The 16,078-nt window shown below is 61.0% G+C and carries 13 protein-coding genes; 11 read left to right on the top strand and 2 right to left on the bottom strand.

Translation table 11 applies throughout. The features are described from left to right. The first annotated feature begins 146 nt into the window (after positions 1 to 146). From PSCI_RS02215 to PSCI_RS02185, 7 genes are read left to right on the top strand one after another with little or no spacing between them, the layout of a single operon-like run. Entirely contained in the window at positions 147 to 2,084 is a 1,938-nt protein-coding gene (locus tag PSCI_RS02215; protein WP_045482261.1) for a bifunctional 5-dehydro-2-deoxygluconokinase/5-dehydro-2-deoxyphosphogluconate aldolase, read from the top strand. Between the two features lie 50 nt (positions 2,085 to 2,134). Continuing rightward, a complete protein-coding gene (gene iolE / locus PSCI_RS02210) occupies positions 2,135 to 3,031 on the top strand; it encodes a myo-inosose-2 dehydratase (protein ID WP_045482258.1) in 897 nt (298 codons plus the stop codon). Between the two features lie 11 nt (positions 3,032 to 3,042). Continuing rightward, positions 3,043 to 3,852, top strand: coding sequence for a 5-deoxy-glucuronate isomerase (iolB, locus tag PSCI_RS02205; RefSeq protein WP_045482255.1), 810 nt, complete (start codon positions 3,043 to 3,045; stop codon positions 3,850 to 3,852). A 48-nt stretch (positions 3,853 to 3,900) separates the two neighbouring features. Beyond that, the gene (locus PSCI_RS02200) at positions 3,901 to 4,737 is read left to right on the top strand and encodes a TIM barrel protein (RefSeq protein WP_045482252.1); all 837 of its coding nucleotides are present in this window, start codon (positions 3,901 to 3,903) and stop codon (positions 4,735 to 4,737) included. 34 nt (positions 4,738 to 4,771) lie between these two features. Beyond that, positions 4,772 to 6,709: a 3D-(3,5/4)-trihydroxycyclohexane-1,2-dione acylhydrolase (decyclizing) gene (gene iolD, locus PSCI_RS02195; RefSeq protein ID WP_045482249.1), complete on the top strand. Its 1,938-nt coding sequence runs from the start codon at positions 4,772 to 4,774 to the stop codon at positions 6,707 to 6,709. Positions 6,710 to 6,769: 60 nt separating this feature from the next. After that, positions 6,770 to 7,780, top strand: a complete 1,011-nt coding sequence (locus tag PSCI_RS02190) for a Gfo/Idh/MocA family protein (protein ID WP_045482246.1) — start codon at positions 6,770 to 6,772, stop codon at positions 7,778 to 7,780. Positions 7,781 to 7,792: 12 nt separating this feature from the next. Then, the gene (locus tag PSCI_RS02185) at positions 7,793 to 8,653 is read left to right on the top strand and encodes a sugar phosphate isomerase/epimerase family protein (RefSeq protein ID WP_045482243.1); all 861 of its coding nucleotides are present in this window, start codon (positions 7,793 to 7,795) and stop codon (positions 8,651 to 8,653) included. Positions 8,654 to 8,874: 221 nt separating this feature from the next. Here PSCI_RS02185 and PSCI_RS02180 read toward each other — a convergent pair whose 3' ends face one another. After that, complete coding sequence (locus PSCI_RS02180) at positions 8,875 to 10,044, bottom strand: Gfo/Idh/MocA family protein (RefSeq protein ID WP_045482240.1); 1,170 nt, start codon at positions 10,042 to 10,044, stop codon at positions 8,875 to 8,877. Then, on the bottom strand, positions 10,041 to 10,979 hold the full coding sequence (locus tag PSCI_RS02175) for a TIM barrel protein (RefSeq protein WP_045482236.1): 939 nt from the start codon (positions 10,977 to 10,979) through the stop codon (positions 10,041 to 10,043). Before PSCI_RS02175 ends, PSCI_RS02180 begins: the two co-directional genes overlap by 4 nt. Positions 10,980 to 11,117: 138 nt before the next feature. Here PSCI_RS02175 and PSCI_RS02170 point away from each other — a divergent pair, with 138 nt between their 5' ends. The 4 genes from PSCI_RS02170 (at position 11,118) to PSCI_RS02150 (ending at position 16,053) form a co-directional block, all read left to right on the top strand. Next, entirely contained in the window at positions 11,118 to 12,155 is a 1,038-nt protein-coding gene (locus PSCI_RS02170) for a LacI family DNA-binding transcriptional regulator (protein ID WP_045482233.1), read from the top strand. 392 nt (positions 12,156 to 12,547) lie between these two features. Further along, on the top strand, positions 12,548 to 13,477 hold the full coding sequence (locus PSCI_RS02160) for a sugar ABC transporter substrate-binding protein (RefSeq protein ID WP_045482227.1): 930 nt from the start codon (positions 12,548 to 12,550) through the stop codon (positions 13,475 to 13,477). Between the two features lie 204 nt (positions 13,478 to 13,681). Continuing rightward, positions 13,682 to 14,911: a maltoporin gene (locus PSCI_RS02155; RefSeq protein WP_045482224.1), complete on the top strand. Its 1,230-nt coding sequence runs from the start codon at positions 13,682 to 13,684 to the stop codon at positions 14,909 to 14,911. Positions 14,912 to 15,105: 194 nt separating this feature from the next. Further along, positions 15,106 to 16,053, top strand: a complete 948-nt coding sequence (locus PSCI_RS02150; protein WP_045482222.1) for a sugar ABC transporter substrate-binding protein — start codon at positions 15,106 to 15,108, stop codon at positions 16,051 to 16,053. Positions 16,054 to 16,078: the final 25 nt, after the last annotated feature.

Raw genomic sequence — 16,078 nt, 5'->3', positions numbered from 1 at the left:
CTTTTATGGAAATTAAATTCCATATTGAGTTTTGTGGAAAATTTATTGATTATTTGTTGGCGGCGTTCTAGCCTGAACGCAACTGGAGCCAGACCCCCTGACGGGTGCGCGTTCCATGGCTGAATAACAATAAACAGGAGCCATCGATGGGTGACATTTCCTTTTCATCAGGCCGCCAGCTGGATGTGATCTGTCTGGGTCGATTGGGTGTGGATCTCTACGCGCAGCAAGTCGGTGCGCGCCTTGAAGATGTCAGTAGCTTTGCCAAGTACCTGGGCGGATCCTCTGCCAACATTGCGTTCGGTACGGCGCGTCTGGGATTGAAGTCAGCGATGCTGACCCGCGTGGGTGATGACCATATGGGCCGCTTCCTGACCGAGTCACTGCGCAGCGAGGGCTGTGATACCCGTGGTATCAAGGTCGATTCCCAGCGGCTGACCGCCATGGTGCTGCTGGGCATCAAAGATCGTGAGACCTTTCCGTTGGTGTTCTACCGCGAGAACTGCGCCGATATGGCACTGGTCGAGGAAGATGTCGACGAAGCCTTTATAGCCAGCAGTAAATCGTTGCTGATCACCGGTACCCATTTCTCGACCCCAGGCGTGTTCAAGGCCAGCAGCAAAGCGCTGGACTACGCCGAGAAACACAACGTCAAGCGCGTCCTCGATATCGACTACCGGCCGGTGCTCTGGGGCCTGACCGGTAAGGCCGACGGCGAAACACGCTTTATCGCCAGCGCCGAGGTCAGCACCCATGTGCAGAAGATCCTGCCGCGCTTCGATTTGATCGTGGGTACTGAAGAAGAATTCCAGATCGCCGGAGGCAGCGAAGACCTGCTCGACGCACTGCGTCGGGTACGTGAAATCACCGCCGCGACCCTGGTGGTCAAGCTCGGTGCGCAAGGCTGTACGGTGATCCACGGGGCGATTCCGGCACGCCTGGAAGATAGCGAAATCCACCGCGGCATCCGCGTTGAAGTGCTCAATGTACTGGGTGCCGGCGATGCCTTTATGTCCGGTTTTCTGCGTGGCTGGCTCAGCGGTGGCGACGATGCGCGTTGCTGCCAGTTGGCCAATGCCTGCGGTGCCCTGGTGGTGTCGCGCCATGCCTGTGCGCCGGCGATGCCGAGCCTTGCCGAACTGGACTATCTGTTCAATAGCCCGGTGCCGATTGTCCGCCCTGATCTGGACCCTGTGCTCAACCGCCTGCACCGGGTCAGCGTGCCGCGTCGCAGCTGGAATCCGCTGTTTATCTTTGCCTTCGACCACCGTTTCCAGTTGGTCGAAAGTGCCCAGCAGGCCGGCGCCGATCCGGCCCGGATACCACAGCTCAAGCAGTTGTTCGTGCAGGCCATAGAGCAGGTCGAACGCAGCCTGGCCGCCCAGGGTGTGGTGGCAGATGTCGGTCTGTTGGCCGATGAACGTTTCGGCCAGGATGCGCTCAATGCCGCCACCGGTCGCGGCTGGTGGCTGGCCCGTCCGGTCGAGCTGCAGAACTCGCGGCCGCTGGCGTTTGAGCATGGCCGCTCGATTGGCAGCAACCTGGTCAAGTGGCCAGGTGAGCAGATCATCAAGTGCCTGGTGCAATTTCACCCGGACGATGAGCCGCTGCTGCGGCTGGAGCAGGAAGCCCAGCTCAAGGGGCTTTATGACGCCGCGCAGATCAGCGGCCACGAACTGCTGCTGGAAGTGATCCCGGCGAAGAACCATGCTTCGACCCGCCCCGACGTGTTGTATCGGGCGATCAAGCGGCTGTACAACATCGGCATCTACCCGGACTGGTGGAAGATCGAAACGCAGCCCGGATCGGTATGGCGTCAGCTCGACGAGCTGATCACCGCGCGTGATCCGTATTGCCGTGGCGTCGTATTGCTCGGGCTCAATGCACCGGTTGAAGCGCTCGCCGAAGGCTTTCGTCAGGCGGCGAACAGCCAGGTCTGCCGCGGATTTGCGGTGGGCCGGACGATCTTCCAGCAGCCTGCCCGGGCCTGGCTGGCCGGTGAGATCGATGACGCCGAGGTGGTGTCCAGGGTGCGTGAGACCTTCGAATTTCTGATCCGCTCCTGGCGCGACGCACGCGCCTGAGATGTGCCTGCATTGCACCGTCGATAACTCAACAATAAACAGGTGTGGACATGACTCAAACCAAAGTGAAGATCGGCATCAACCCGATCTCTTGGGCCAACGACGACCTGCCTTCGCTGGGCGGCGATACCCCGCTGGACACCATCTTGCGTGAAGGCAAAGAGATCGGTTTTCAGGGCTTCGAACTCGGTGGCAAGTTTCCCAGCGAGCCCGATGCCCTGCGCGATGTGCTGGGCCAATACGACCTGGAACTGGTGTCCGGCTGGTACTCCAGCGGCCTGGCCCATCGTGACGTCGAAAGCGAAATCGCGGCCATCGAGCCGCACCTGCGACTGCTGGCCGAGAACGGCGCCAAGGTGATGGTCTATGGCGAAGTCGCCGGTTCCATCCAGGGCCAGCGCGTGCCGTTGATCGAGCGGCCGAAATTTCATAGCGATGCCGCCTGGCAAACCTACGCTGACAAGATTTCCCGGCTCGCCGAATTCACCCTGTCACGCGGCGTGCGTCTGGCGTACCACCACCACATGGGCGCCTATGTCGAAGCGCCTGAGGACATCGACCGACTGATGTCGCTGACCGACCCGCAAGTGGGGCTGTTGTTCGACTCGGGGCATTGCTACATGGGCGGCGGTGATCCACTGAGCGTGCTCAAGAAACACATTGGCCGTGTCTGTCACGTGCATTTCAAGGATGTGCGCAAGGACGTGGTGCAGTTGGCGCGCAATAACCAGTGGAGTTTTCCCGATTGCATCATCAATGGCACCTTCACCGTACCGGGTGATGGCGACATCGACTTCGCCGCGCTGCTGGGCGAGCTGGTCAAGGCTGATTACCACGGCTGGCTGGTGGTCGAGGCCGAGCAGGACCCGGCCGTGGCGCCGGCCTACGAATACGCCCAGAAGGGCTATCAAACCCTGCGCGATCTGGTGGCGCGTCTCTACGCCTGAGGAGGACTGTGATGAACCTGCTGGTCAAAGCCAACAAACAGACACCAACCCTCGTCGAGGTCCCCGTCGATGCACTGGAGTATGTCGATTTCAGTGCCCATCAACTGGCTGATGGCGAGTCACTGAACATCACCGGCGATGATCGCGAGCTGTGCGTGGTGTTGTTGCTGGGCAAGGTCACCGCCGCCTGCGAGCATGCCCGTCATGGCCATCAGACCTGGGAGCACATCGGCGAGCGGCAGAGCGTGTTCGAGGACAAATCGCCTTATGCCCTCTATCTGCCGCCGCACACTTCGATCAGCATCCAGGCCCATGGTCGCGCCGAGGTTGCCCTATGCCGCGCGCCGGGCAACCCCGAAGAAACCCGCGCGCCACGGCTGATCGAGCCGGCGGACATGAAGCGTTCGGTGCGTGGCAAGGGCGCCAACACCCGCTATGTGTGCGACATCCTGCCGGACACCGCCCAAGCCCATTCGCTGCTGGTGGTGGAAGTGATTACCCCGTCCGGGCATTCCTCCAGCTACCCGCCGCACAAACACGACACCGATGATCTGCCGGCCCAGAGTTTCCTTGAGGAAAGCTATTACCACCGCCTTGATCCGGCTCAGGGGTTTGTCTTTCAGCGGATCTACACCGACGACCGCTCGATTGATCAGGCGCTGGTCGTGGAAGACAGCGACGTGGTGCTGGTGCCCAAGGGCTACCACCCGGTGTGTGTGCCGTATGGCTACACCTCGTACTACCTGAATGTCATGGCCGGGCCCAAGCGGGTCTGGAAGTTTCATAACGATCCGCAGCACGAGTGGCTGCTTGATCTATAAAAACTTTGCATCTTTCACCCACACCCTGCGTACCGGAGCCCAATAACAATGAATCAGCCGCTGCGTTTTGCCCTTAATCGGATGGTTGCCCCTAACCTGACCCTGGCCAATTTCATCGCCTTGGCCAAGACCCTTGGCAGTGATGCCATCGAGCTGCGCAACGACCTCAAGGGCATCGAGATTGAAGACGGCACCCCGACCAGCCAGGTGCGCGAGCAATGCCAGGCCGCCGGCCTGCGGGTGCTGTCGATCAATGCCCTGTACCCGTTCGATGTGTGGAACGACGAACGCCGCGAGCAGACCCTCAAGCTTGCGGCCTATGCCCAGGCGTGCGGCGCCGAGGCGCTGGTAATGTGCCCGCTGAACGACACCGGCGATACCCGCTCCACGGCCGAACGTGCCCGTGACCTGCGCACCGCGCTCACTGCGCTGGCGCCGATCCTGCGCGATCACGGTCTGCTCGGTTTCGTTGAGCCGCTGGGGTTTGTCGAGTGTTCGCTGCGCACCAAGCGTCAGGCCGTGGACGCGATCAAGGCGGTCGGCGGGCTGGATGTGTTCCGTCTGGTGCACGACACCTTTCACCACCATCTGGCCGGTGAGGAGGAGTTCTTCCCCGAACTGACCGGGCTGGTGCATATCTCCGGCGTGGAAGACGGCGCGCTGCCGCTCAGCACCATCCGTGACGCCCACCGGGTACTGGTCAGCGATGCAGACATTCTCGGCAATGCCGCGCAGATCGAGCGCCTGCTGAGCAGCGGTTACAACGGGCATCTGTCGTTCGAGCCCTTTGCCGCGAGTGTGCACGGTCTGGACGATGTGCAGCCGGCTTTGCAGGCGAGCATCAAGCATCTGTGCGAGCGTGTGGCCGCTGGCAAGGCGGCGTGAGTTTCTGCTCTCAAGACGAACATAAGGTGAGTACATGAGCACGATCCGACTGACCATGGCCCAGGCGCTGGTCAAGTTTCTCGACAACCAGTACGTCAGCGTCGACGGTGTCGAAAGCAAATTCGTCGAGGGTATTTTTACGATCTTTGGCCACGGCAACGTGCTGGGTCTGGGTCAGGCCCTGGAGCAGGACGCTGGTTCGCTGGTAGTTCACCAAGGCCGTAATGAACAGGGCATGGCCCATGCCGCGATCGGCTTTGCCAAGCAGAACCTGCGGCGCAAGATCTACGCCTGCACCTCGTCGGTAGGGCCGGGGGCGGCGAACATGCTGACGGCGGCGGCCACCGCCACGGCCAATCGCATTCCATTGCTGTTGCTGCCCGGCGATGTCTACGCCAGCCGCCAGCCAGACCCGGTGCTGCAGCAGATCGAGCAGTTCCATGACCTGTCGATCAGCACCAACGATGCGTTCCGGGCGGTGAGCAAATACTGGGACCGGATCAACCGTCCCGAGCAGTTGATGAGCGCCGCAATCAGTGCCATGCGGGTGCTCACGGATCCGGCCGAAACCGGTGCGGTGACCTTGTCGTTGCCGCAGGACGTACAGGGTGAGGCTTACGATTACCCGACGTACTTCTTCGCCAAAAGGGTTCACCGTATCGAGCGGCCCCGGCCGAGCGAAGCGGTGCTGGAAGAGGCCGTGGCCCTGCTCAAAGGCAAGCGCAAGCCGCTGCTGATCTGCGGTGGCGGGGTCAAGTATTCCGGCGCCGGGCAGGCACTGCAGCGCTTCGCCGAGAAGTTCGGGATTCCCTTCGCGGAAACCCAGGCGGGCAAAAGCGCGATCGTTTCTGCCCATGAGCTGAACGTCGGTGGCATCGGCGAGACCGGCTGCCTGGCGGCGAACACGCTGGCCAAAGAGGCCGACCTGATCATTGGCGTCGGCACTCGTTACACCGATTTCACCACCTCATCGAAGTGGCTGTACCAGAACCCCGAGGTGCAGTTTCTCAACCTCAATATCGGCCGCTTCGACGCGGGCAAGCTGGACGCACTCGCGGTGCTCGCTGATGCCCGTGAGGCGCTGAGCGAACTGACCACGCGATTGGCCAGCAGTGGCTACAGCGCCAGTTGGGGCAATGCCGTCTCCGAGGCGCGCGAGGCCTATCGGGTGGAGATCGACCGGGTCTACGGTGTCGAATATGCCGCGCAGGATTTCGTCCCGGAAATCGCCGATGCCATGCCGCGTGCGGTGCTCGAAGAGTTCATAGAACTGACCGGCTCCTGCCTGACCCAGAGCCGTGTGCTCGGCGTTCTGAATGCCAGCCTTGGCGCCAGGGACATTATTGTCGGCGCCGCTGGCAGCCTTCCGGGCGACTTGCAACGTGCCTGGCGCACCCTGGGCGAGAACACCTACCACATGGAGTATGGCTATTCCTGCATGGGCTACGAGGTCAATGCCGCGTTGGGGGTCAAGCTCGCCGAGCCGGACAAGGAGGTCTACGCACTGGTCGGTGACGGCTCTTACCTGATGCTGCATTCGGAGCTGGCCACCTCGATTCAGGAGCGGCGCAAGATCAACGTGGTGCTGCTCGACAACATGACCTTCGGCTGCATCAACAACCTGCAGATGGAACACGGCATGGACAGCTTCGGCACCGAGTTCCGCTACCGCAACCCCGAAACCGGCAAGCTTGATGGCGGTTTCGTACCGGTGGATTTCGCCATGAGTGCGGCGGCCTATGGTTGCAAGACCTACCGGGTCAAGACCCTCGATGAGCTGCATGCAGCGTTGCAGGACGCCCGCCAGCAGACAGTCTCGACCCTGATCGACATCAAGGTCCTGCCCAAGACCATGATCCACAAGTACCTGTCGTGGTGGCGGGTCGGCGGTGCCGAAGTCTCGACCAGTGAGCGGGTGCAGGCGGTCTCGCGGATGCTCAAAGAGAACACCGCCAAGGCCCGGCAATATTGATCATCGGCTGCAAATGAAGTGTGCGTTCGAATACAACAATTCCAACTGGAGAACACAAACGTGGCGCTAAATATCGGTGTAATCGGAACAGGCATGATCGGTCAGGACCACATCCGTCGTTGCCACTTCGCGCTGTCCGGCGCGCAGATCGTCGCGGTCAACGACATCAACCCGGAGCAGGCACGCAAGGTGGTACAGGATCTGGGTATCGAGGCTGAGGTCTACGCCAGTGGTCACGAGTTGATCGCCGCGCCCAACGTCGATGCCATTCTCGTCACCTCCTGGGGGCCGAGCCATGAAGAGTTCGTGCTCTCAGCGATTCGTGCCGGCAAGCCGGTGTTCTGCGAGAAGCCGCTGGCGGTCACCGCTGAGGGCTGCAAGAACATCGTCGAGGCCGAGATGGCGCATGGCAAACGCCTGGTTCAGGTGGGCTTCATGCGCCCGTACGACCAAGGCTATCGGGCGCTCAAGGCGGCCATCGACGAGGGCCGCATCGGCGAGCCGCTGATGCTGCACTGCGCGCACCGCAACCCGACCGTGGGTGAGTCCTACACCACAGACATGGCCGTCGTCGACACGCTGATTCATGAAATCAACGCCCTGGCTTGGTTGCTCGACGACCAGTATGTCTCGGCCCAGGTCATCTATCCGCGCAAGACCTCCCAGGCCTTTGCCCACCTCAAGGATCCGCAGATCGTCCTGCTCGAAACCGCCAAGGGGGTGCGCATCGACGTCGAGGTGTTCGTCAACTGTCAGTACGGCTACGACATCCAGTGCGAAGTGGTCGGCGAGAAAGGCATCGCCAAGTTGCCCGAGCCGTCCTCGGTACAGATGCGCAGCGGCGCCAAGCTGTCGACCGACATCCTCGTCGACTGGAAGCAGCGCTTCATTGCCGCCTATGACGTCGAGTTGCAGGACTTCATCAACAGTGTTGCCCGTGGTCAGCTTCAAGGCCCAAGTGCCTGGGATGGCTACACCGCGGCGGTCACCGCCGATGCCTGCGTCGCCGCCCAGCGCAGCGGTGCAATTGAGCCGGTCAAGCTACCGCAGCGCCCGACGTTCTACGCGTGAAGGAGATAAGCCATGCGTATCGCTCTTGACCCCAATATGTATCGCTTCCTGTCCATTCGAGAAACCATCGACAAGGCCGCGGAGCTTGGTTACGAATGGATCGAACTGTCGCCGCGCGACGACATCCTGCCGTTCTACAAATACCCGCGCGTAGACAAGGCCAAAATCAAGGAGATCAAGACCGCACTGCGCGATGCCGGGGTCGGTCTGTCTTCGCTGTTGCCGGTGTACCACTGGGCCGGGCCTGATGAAGAACTGCGCAAGGCGGCCGTGCGCAACTGGAAGCGTGTGGTACAGATTGCCGTGGAGCTGGACTGCCCGTTGATCAACACCGAGTTCGCGGGCAAGGCCGACGAAGCACTGGTGTGCGAAAACCAGTTCATGAAGTCCATGGAAGAACTGTTGCCGATATTCGAGCGTGAGGGCATCAAGGTCGACATCCAGGCGCATCCGTACGATTTTTGCGAGCGTAATAACGAATCGGTTGATCTGATTCGTGGTCTCGACACGGACATCGTCAATTATCTCTACGCTGCGCCGCACACCTTCTTCTATGACGACGGCAAGGGCGATATCGCCTCTATGCTCAAGTACGCGGGTGACAAGCTGACCCACGTGATCATCGCCGACACCTGGAACCACCGGGCTTCGTCGGGGCTGCGCTATATCGTCAACCCGCCCGGTGTGGTCGCCACCGTGCACCAGCACTTCGACATCGGCCAGGGCGAGGTCAACTGGGATGCCTTCTTCGGTACCTTGCGTGAGATGAAGTTCGACGGCATTGCCACGGTGGCGGTGTTCGGCCAGGAAGAACGGGCCGACGAGTCGAGCCGCTTCATGCTTGAGCGGGTGCGCAGCGAGTTGATGCGCTGAGCCTCTGCTCGTGAGCCGTGAAGCCGTTGGCAGGTACTGCAACGGCTTCGCGTCGTTTCTGCTGTGAATGTGCGGCAGTCTTCGCTAGCAAGCTGGCCCACCTCGATTCTGACCTGAAATACGGTGGGAACTAGCTCGTGAAGACGGCATTACCTTCACAGCAGATGTGCCGGTTTTATGCGCCCTTTCACGAGCGAGACGGATCGCCGTTCGCTCGCTCCTTAATAGTCGACCCAGATCGCACCCTGGTCTGCTGACGCCACACAGCGTTCAACCCAACGCACTCCTTTAACACCAGCCTCGATATCCGGATAGCGCAGGGTGCTTAGCGTTTGCTGGTCATCACGGTCGCTGGCGTCCATGGCCAGGGCGAAGCGGTAGTAGAGGTTCGACCAGGCCTCAAACAGGCCTTCCGGGTGACCACCGCCGATGCGGTCATCGAGCAACGCGTCGGGATGCAGATAGCCCATACCCCGCTCCAGGATCTGCGCCGGCTGCCCCTGGATTTCAAACGACAACTGGTTGGGCCGCTCGTCCCACCATTCAAGGCTGGCCCGCGAGCCGATGACGCGAATCTTCTGGCCGTGCATGGAGCCGGCATTGACCGCGCTGGACCAGACCATGCCCATGGCACCGCCTTCGTATTCCATCAAGGTGTAGGCGTTGTCTTCCAGCGGTGCGCGGCTTTTCACGAAGCTCTGCCGCGAGCACATCAAGCGCTTGATCCTCAACTGCGGCAGCATCACCTCAGAGAGGTACAGCGGGTGGGTGCCGACATCGCCGAGCACATAGCTGGGGCCGGCCAGACGCGGGTCGACGCGCCATTGGGTGGCCGCGTTCCGGGCTTCCACCGGGGCGCTGTGAAAACCATGGGCGAACTGCATGTGCACCAGGCGGATCTCGCCCAACTCGTCGGCGGCAATCATGGCGCGGGCCTGCTCGATCAACTGGTGCCCGGCATAGCCGTAGGTGACCCCGACGATCCGGTTACGGGCTTTGGCGAGGTGCCGCAGAATCTCGGCTTGCTCCAGGGTAAAACACAGCGGCTTCTCGCAAACCACATGCAACCCGGCTTCCAGCGCGGCCTGGGTAATCGCGAAGTGAGTGCCATTGGGCGTGGCCACCGAGACTGCCTGAATGCCATCGGGGCGCTGCGCTTCCTGTTCGAACAGGCTCAGGTAGTCGGGGTAGCAGCGTTCGGCGCTGACGCCCAGTTGTACGCCGAAGCTGCGACCCCGTTCGGCGTCGATGTCGAACGCACCGGCGACCAGTTCAAAGTTCTGGTCGCGCAGGGCGGCGCTGCGGTGGATATAGCCGATCTGGCTGGCTGATCCGCCGCCGACCATGGCCCAGCGGATGGGTTGGGCGATACGTTTGCTTCCATTGATCATGCGGCGACTCCTGTGAATCCGGCGGTGATGAGAAACTGGCGGCTGGCGGCGACGTCTTGCAGGCTGCCAGCGGCGTTACGCGGATCGCGCTCCTGTTCGACGGTGATATGGCCGTGGTAATCGAGCTCGGCAAGCAACCGACGAATCGCCGGGTAGTCGATCACGCCCCGACCGATCGGACACATCACGCCCTTGGCGCAGGCATCAAAGAAGCGGATGCGTTCGCCCAATACCTGCTCGAACACCGCCTGATCAATGTCTTTGAAGTGCAGGTAGTCGGTGTGGGCGGCGTACTGGCGCAGGGTGGCGACCGGGTCCATGCCGGCGTAGTAAAGGTGACCGGTGTCCAGGCACAGCCCGGCCGTCTGGTAGGGGATGTCCTGTGTCAACCGGGCAAGCTCATCGGCGAATTCGATGTAGCCGCCCGCGTGCGGGTGAATGACCGCACGCACGCGATATTCCTGCCAGGCCAGTTCGGCGATCTGGCGGATGTGATCCATCATCGCCTGCCACTGCGCAGGAGCCAGACGCGGGGCGCGGTCGCTGTGTCCGGCGGCGTAGTCGCGCTCTTCGTGGCCCCAGTCCATGACCACCAGATAAGGCGCGCCATAACGCTGCCCCGGCTCCATGGCAATGGCTGGCAACTGGCGCAGCAGGGCGCAGATCTGGTGAGTCTGGTCGAGCAGGTTGGCGAGGTTGGTCGGCGCCACCAGGTTATCGAAAATGGTGCCCGCGACGATACGCAACTGCCGCTCGCCCAGCGCCTCAGCCAATGGCCCGGCGTCGAGCGGCATGTAGCCGATGGGGCCGAGTTCCAGGCCGTGGTAGCCGGCCTGGGAGGCTTCGTCCAGCACCCGTGTCCAGGGCGGCAGGTAGGGATTGTTGATGTCGTCGATGCCCCAGCAGCAAGGGGCGGTGCAGATGTGCATGGCCATTGGAGGGCTCCCTATGTTTGTTGTTGTCGGAGGATATTGCCTCGCTTCTGGATGCTAGGGCCGCGTCGAAATGACCGCTATAGTGCGCCTTCACTATCTTTCAAAACCTGTCATAAACCCTTCATAGGCTGTCAAAACATGTCAGAGAATCCCCCCTTGGTTCGCCGCCGACCCACCATGCAGGATGTAGCCGACAGGGCCGGTGTGAGCGTCTCGACGGTGGATAGGGTGCTGAGCTTGCGCGCCAAGGTGCGCGGTGACACCGCACAGCGGATCGCCGAGGCGGCGGCCCAGCTCGGTTTTCACGCCAGCGGGGTACTTGAGCGGCGGGTGGCCAATGCGCGGCCGGTTATGCGCGTAGGCTTTGTTCTGCAAAAGCGCGGCACGGCGTTCTATCAAGGTCTTGCTCAAGCGCTCAATACCGCGGCCACGGTCTGTGAACACGCTCAGGTGCGGGTCGTGATCAGCTATCTGGACAACCTGGATCCGCTCGCCACTGCCCAGCGCTTGCTGGCATTGCAAGGCGAGATCGATGCGCTGGGGGTGGTGGTGCCCGATCATCCGGCGATCCGCACGGCGGTAAGCAGCTTGCGTGAATCGGGCATGGCAGTGCTGTCGCTGGTGTCCGAGCTGGGCGGTGTGGGCTATGTCGGCCTGGATAACCGCAAGGTCGGGCGCACTGCTGCCTGGTTCATCCGACAACTGGCGGCACAGCCCGGACCGGTCGCTGTGTTGCTGGGCACTCAGCGTTTTCAATGCCAAGAGTTGGGCGAAATGAGCTTTCGTTCGTTCTGGGCCGAGCAGGGCGATGACTGGGAATTGCTATCGCCGCGCCTGACCCTGGAGGACGAGGCGTATGCCTATGAGAACACGCTTGATCTGTTCAGTGCCCGGCCCGACCTGGCCGGTCTCTACGTCGGCGGCGGCGGAATAGAGGGGGTATTACCGGCATTACGCGAGTTGCGTGCGGCACGCGGCGCATTGCCGCCGGTGATCTGTCATGACCTCACTGCCATTACCCGCAGCGCTCTGGCTGAGGGGCTGGTGCAGGCGGTGTTGTCCCACCCGTTGCCGGCACTGGCCGAGCAGGCGCTGGCAGCGCTGACTCAGCCAGGCGATGCGCACGCCGAGAAACACTGGCTGGCATTGCAACTGAGCGTGGCAGAGAGCATCTAGGGGGACGGTAAAATCCAAAGAAAAAATACTTTCTAATTAATATTGATCTGGAATTAATATTCCAATAGATTGGCCTTCACGTTGCCGCAATACCTGTTTGCCAGTGAGCGCTGGCAAGCGGACCTTCGAAAAAAAACAAGATAGGTGCCGGCCCATGAAACTGTCTTTTCGCTTCGCTGCTGCACGCCTGCGTAACAGGCTCCGCGCTATTGCTCCGCAGATCACAGCTGTCCTTGCCGAGCGCTGTGAGCATCTGCTTCTGCTGATTCACCATCCCTACGTTCCTTGCTTGCCGCCCAGTGTCGGCGAGTCGTCACGTCCATAGTCCAAGGCGTCTACGGACCCACGCCCAGCCCCCGTTCCGCAACAACAATAACGATCGGAGTCATTCCATGCGCCTCAAGCCACGTTTTGCCGCTATCGCTCTTTCGCTGTTGATGACAAGTACTGCCGCGCTTGCGGACATCAGAATCGGGGTCAGCATGTCGACCTTCGATGACAACTGGCTCACCTACCTGCGTGAATACCTGAGCACCAAGGCCAAGACCGAGGGGGTAACGCTGCAGTTCGAAGATGCCCGCAACGATGTGGTCAAACAGCTCAACCAGGTGCAAAGCTTCACCAGTCAGGGAGTCGACGCGATCATCGTCAACCCGGTGGACACGGCTGCGACCAAGGGCATCAACGAGGCGGCCATCAAGGCCGGCATTCCGTTGGTCTATATCAATCGCAAACCGGACGATCCAAAGCTGCCTGAGCGTGCGGTCACGGTGACGTCGGACGACAAGGAAGCCGGACGTCTGCAGGCCGAGTACATTGCCGACAAGCTCGGCGGCAAAGGCCAGGTCGCCATTCTGCTCGGTGATCTGACCAACAACTCGACGCAAAACCGCACCGCTGGATTCAAGGAAGTACTGGCCAAACACCCCAACATCAAGATTGTTGAAGAACAGACCGGCCTGTGGCAGCGCGACAAGGGCATGGACCTGACCAGCAACTGGTTGCTGGCGGGCAAGCAGATTGACGCAGTGCTGTCGAATAATGACGAGATGGGCATCGGCGCGGCCATGGCCCTGCGTCAGGCCGGGAAAAAAGATGTATTGGTTGGCGGTGTCGACGGTACGCCTGATGGTCTCGCGTCGATCAAGCGTGGTTTGCTGACGGTATCGGTATTCCAGGACGCCCGGGGCCAGGCCGAGGGCTCGCTGGAGGCTGCCGTCAAGTTGATCAACAAGCAGCCGGTCGAGAAGAACATTCTGATTCCGTTTCGTCTGATCACCGTCGACAACCTGGCCCAATTCCAGGCGCTGACCAAGCAATAGTCATCGTGTCCGCAGCCCTGGCTCCGGATTGCTGAGCCTGCCATGCCTGGCGCGGGCGACAGCTGTTCGCTCGCGCCGTACTCCCTGAATGCTCCCGACACTTGCCGGCATCGCTGGCGGGGCGTTCGTGTGCGTACGCAAAACGGCCTGGCAAGAGTGATTGACCCACACGCTTCGAACAACAACAAGACACGGAGTGATGCAATGAGCAGGACAACAATCAAGACCGGACTAGCTTTCTGCGCACTGGTGGCTGCACAACCGCCGGCGCAGGCACTGGAGTTCACCGGCTATTTGCGCGGCGGCCTCGGGACGTCTTCGGGGTCCGATTCCCAGCGCTGTTTCAAGCTGCAGGGCGCACAGTCGAAATATCGCCTTGGTAACGAGTGTGAGCAGTACGCCGAACTGTCGCTGGAGCAGGAGATCACCAAGCTCGATGACGGCTCCACCGTGGGCGTGTTTGGCATGGGCAGCCTGTACAACCAGTACGACCGCACGCCGACGTTCAATGGTGAGCGCGGTGAAATCCGCCTGCCTCAGGCCTACGGCTACTGGAAGAATGTGGCGGCTCTTAACGGCGGCTCTTTGTGGGCGGGGCGGCGTTACTACAAACGTAATGACATCGCCATTTCTGACTTCTTCTACTGGAACCAGAGTGCCACCGGGGGCGGCATCGAGAACGTCGAGATCGGCGGGCTGAAGTACAGTCTGGCGTTCTCGCGCAAGGACAACTTCAACCAGAAGGACTACGTCAATCGTTACGACTTCAACGTCGCAGGCTTTGACACCAACCCCAATGGCAGCCTGGAAGTCGGGGTGAGCTATCTGGACAAACCCTCCAACCGGCCCAATGCCAACAGCGGCTGGGCAGTGACCTTGCAGCATAAACAGCAGAACTTCATGGGCTGGAACGGCGTGAACACCGTCGCGCTGCAACGCGGGCAGGGTCCGGGCACCGGGCTGGGCAGTACCGGCGACAACAACCTGAGCAGTGCGGATGTGTCTTACCGGGTGCTCGATTTCTTCGACTGGCAGATCACACCACGCTGGGGTGGCCAGGTCGCTGCCGTGTACCAGAAAGACCGGCGACCCAACGGTGATGACCTGCGCTGGACCTCGCTCGGTGCGCGTCTGGTCTACGGCATCAGCGAGCAGTTCAAGTTCTCCACTGAAATCGGCCATGACCGCGTACAGGCTCCGGCTGGCACCCGGCAACTGAGCAAGATCACCCTGGCGCCGACCTGGTCACCCAAAGGGCCACAATTCAAATCGCCCACCGAGGTGCGTCTGTTCTACACCTACGCCGCCTGGAACCGCGCCGCTCAGCAAGCTGCGGACCTCTATGACCCTGACTCGGCGTTGTCCAGCACCGGCAGCTTCGGCTCGGACCTGCATGGCTCTAACATCGGCGTGCACATCGATCACAGCTGGTAAGCGCGACGTTTAAAAAAAGGCACCTCGCCTGGTGGGAGGTGCCTTTTTGCGTCTAAAATTCCCGAACAAACAAAAATTCCAAAAACATATTGACTGGAAAATATTTTCCAATAAAGTCGTCTTCAAGGTAGACGAATAACTGCACGGACCACCTTGGTGCCGTAGCGACCAACAAAAATAAATAAGGTGTCGTCATGCAAATCTCTCGTTCCCTGCGAACGCTTTTCCGTCCCCGTGGCCTGCTGTTGGCGGCTGTATTAACGCTGGGCAGTACGCCCGTTCTCGCCGAGCTGAAAGTCGGTGTCACGGTCGGCAACCTCGATAACTACATCGCCTACCTGGTGCGTGCCATGCAGGACCGCGCCAAGACCGTAGAGGGCGGTGCCAGCCTGCAGGTCGAGGATTCGGCCAGCGATGTGGTGCGCCAGCTCGGCCACGTCGAGAACTTCATTTCGCAGAAAGTCGACGTAATCATCGTCAACCCGGCCGACACCGCCGCCACCGCGAAGATCACCGAGCGTGCGACCAAGGCTGGTATACCTCTGGTGTATCTCAACAGTCGCCCTGAAGTCGCAGCGTTTCCCGCCAAGGTGGTGTTCGTCGGTACCGACGAGCGTGCCATCGGCCGTCTGCAGATGGAGTATCTGGCCAGGAAAATGGACGGCAAGGGCAATCTGGCGATCATCCTTGGCCGTCTGGCCCACGACGACACACGCAAGCGCACCCAAGGGGTCAAGGATGTACTGGCCGATTACCCCGCTATCAAGGTGGTTGAGGAGCAGTCCGGCGACTGGCAGCGCGACAAGGGCCTGGACCTGATGAACAACTGGATTCTGGGTGGCCGTGCAATTGATGCAGTCGCCGCGAACAACGACGAAATGGGCATTGGCGCGGCAATGGCGCTGCAACGTGCCGGTGCTTCCACGGTGCTGGTCGGTGGCATTGATGGCACACCTGATGGCCTCGAAGCGATCAAACGCAAGCAACTGGCGGTGACCGTGCTGCGTGACCCGGTGGCGATGGGCGAGGGCGCTGTCGATGCCGCCGTCAAGCTGGCTCACGGCGAGGCGCTGCAGGGCGACATCTGGATTCCCGTGCACCTGGTCACCCCGGACAACTACGCGCAATTCAAACAAAAATGATCCGACGCCCGTGGGCGCCCGTCGC

Origin of the sequence: Pseudomonas sp. StFLB209 (assembly GCF_000829415.1) — a bacterium.
In the GTDB taxonomy this organism is placed as follows: Bacteria; Pseudomonadota; Gammaproteobacteria; order Pseudomonadales; family Pseudomonadaceae; genus Aquipseudomonas.
This window is presented reverse-complemented; position numbering and strand designations above follow the sequence as displayed.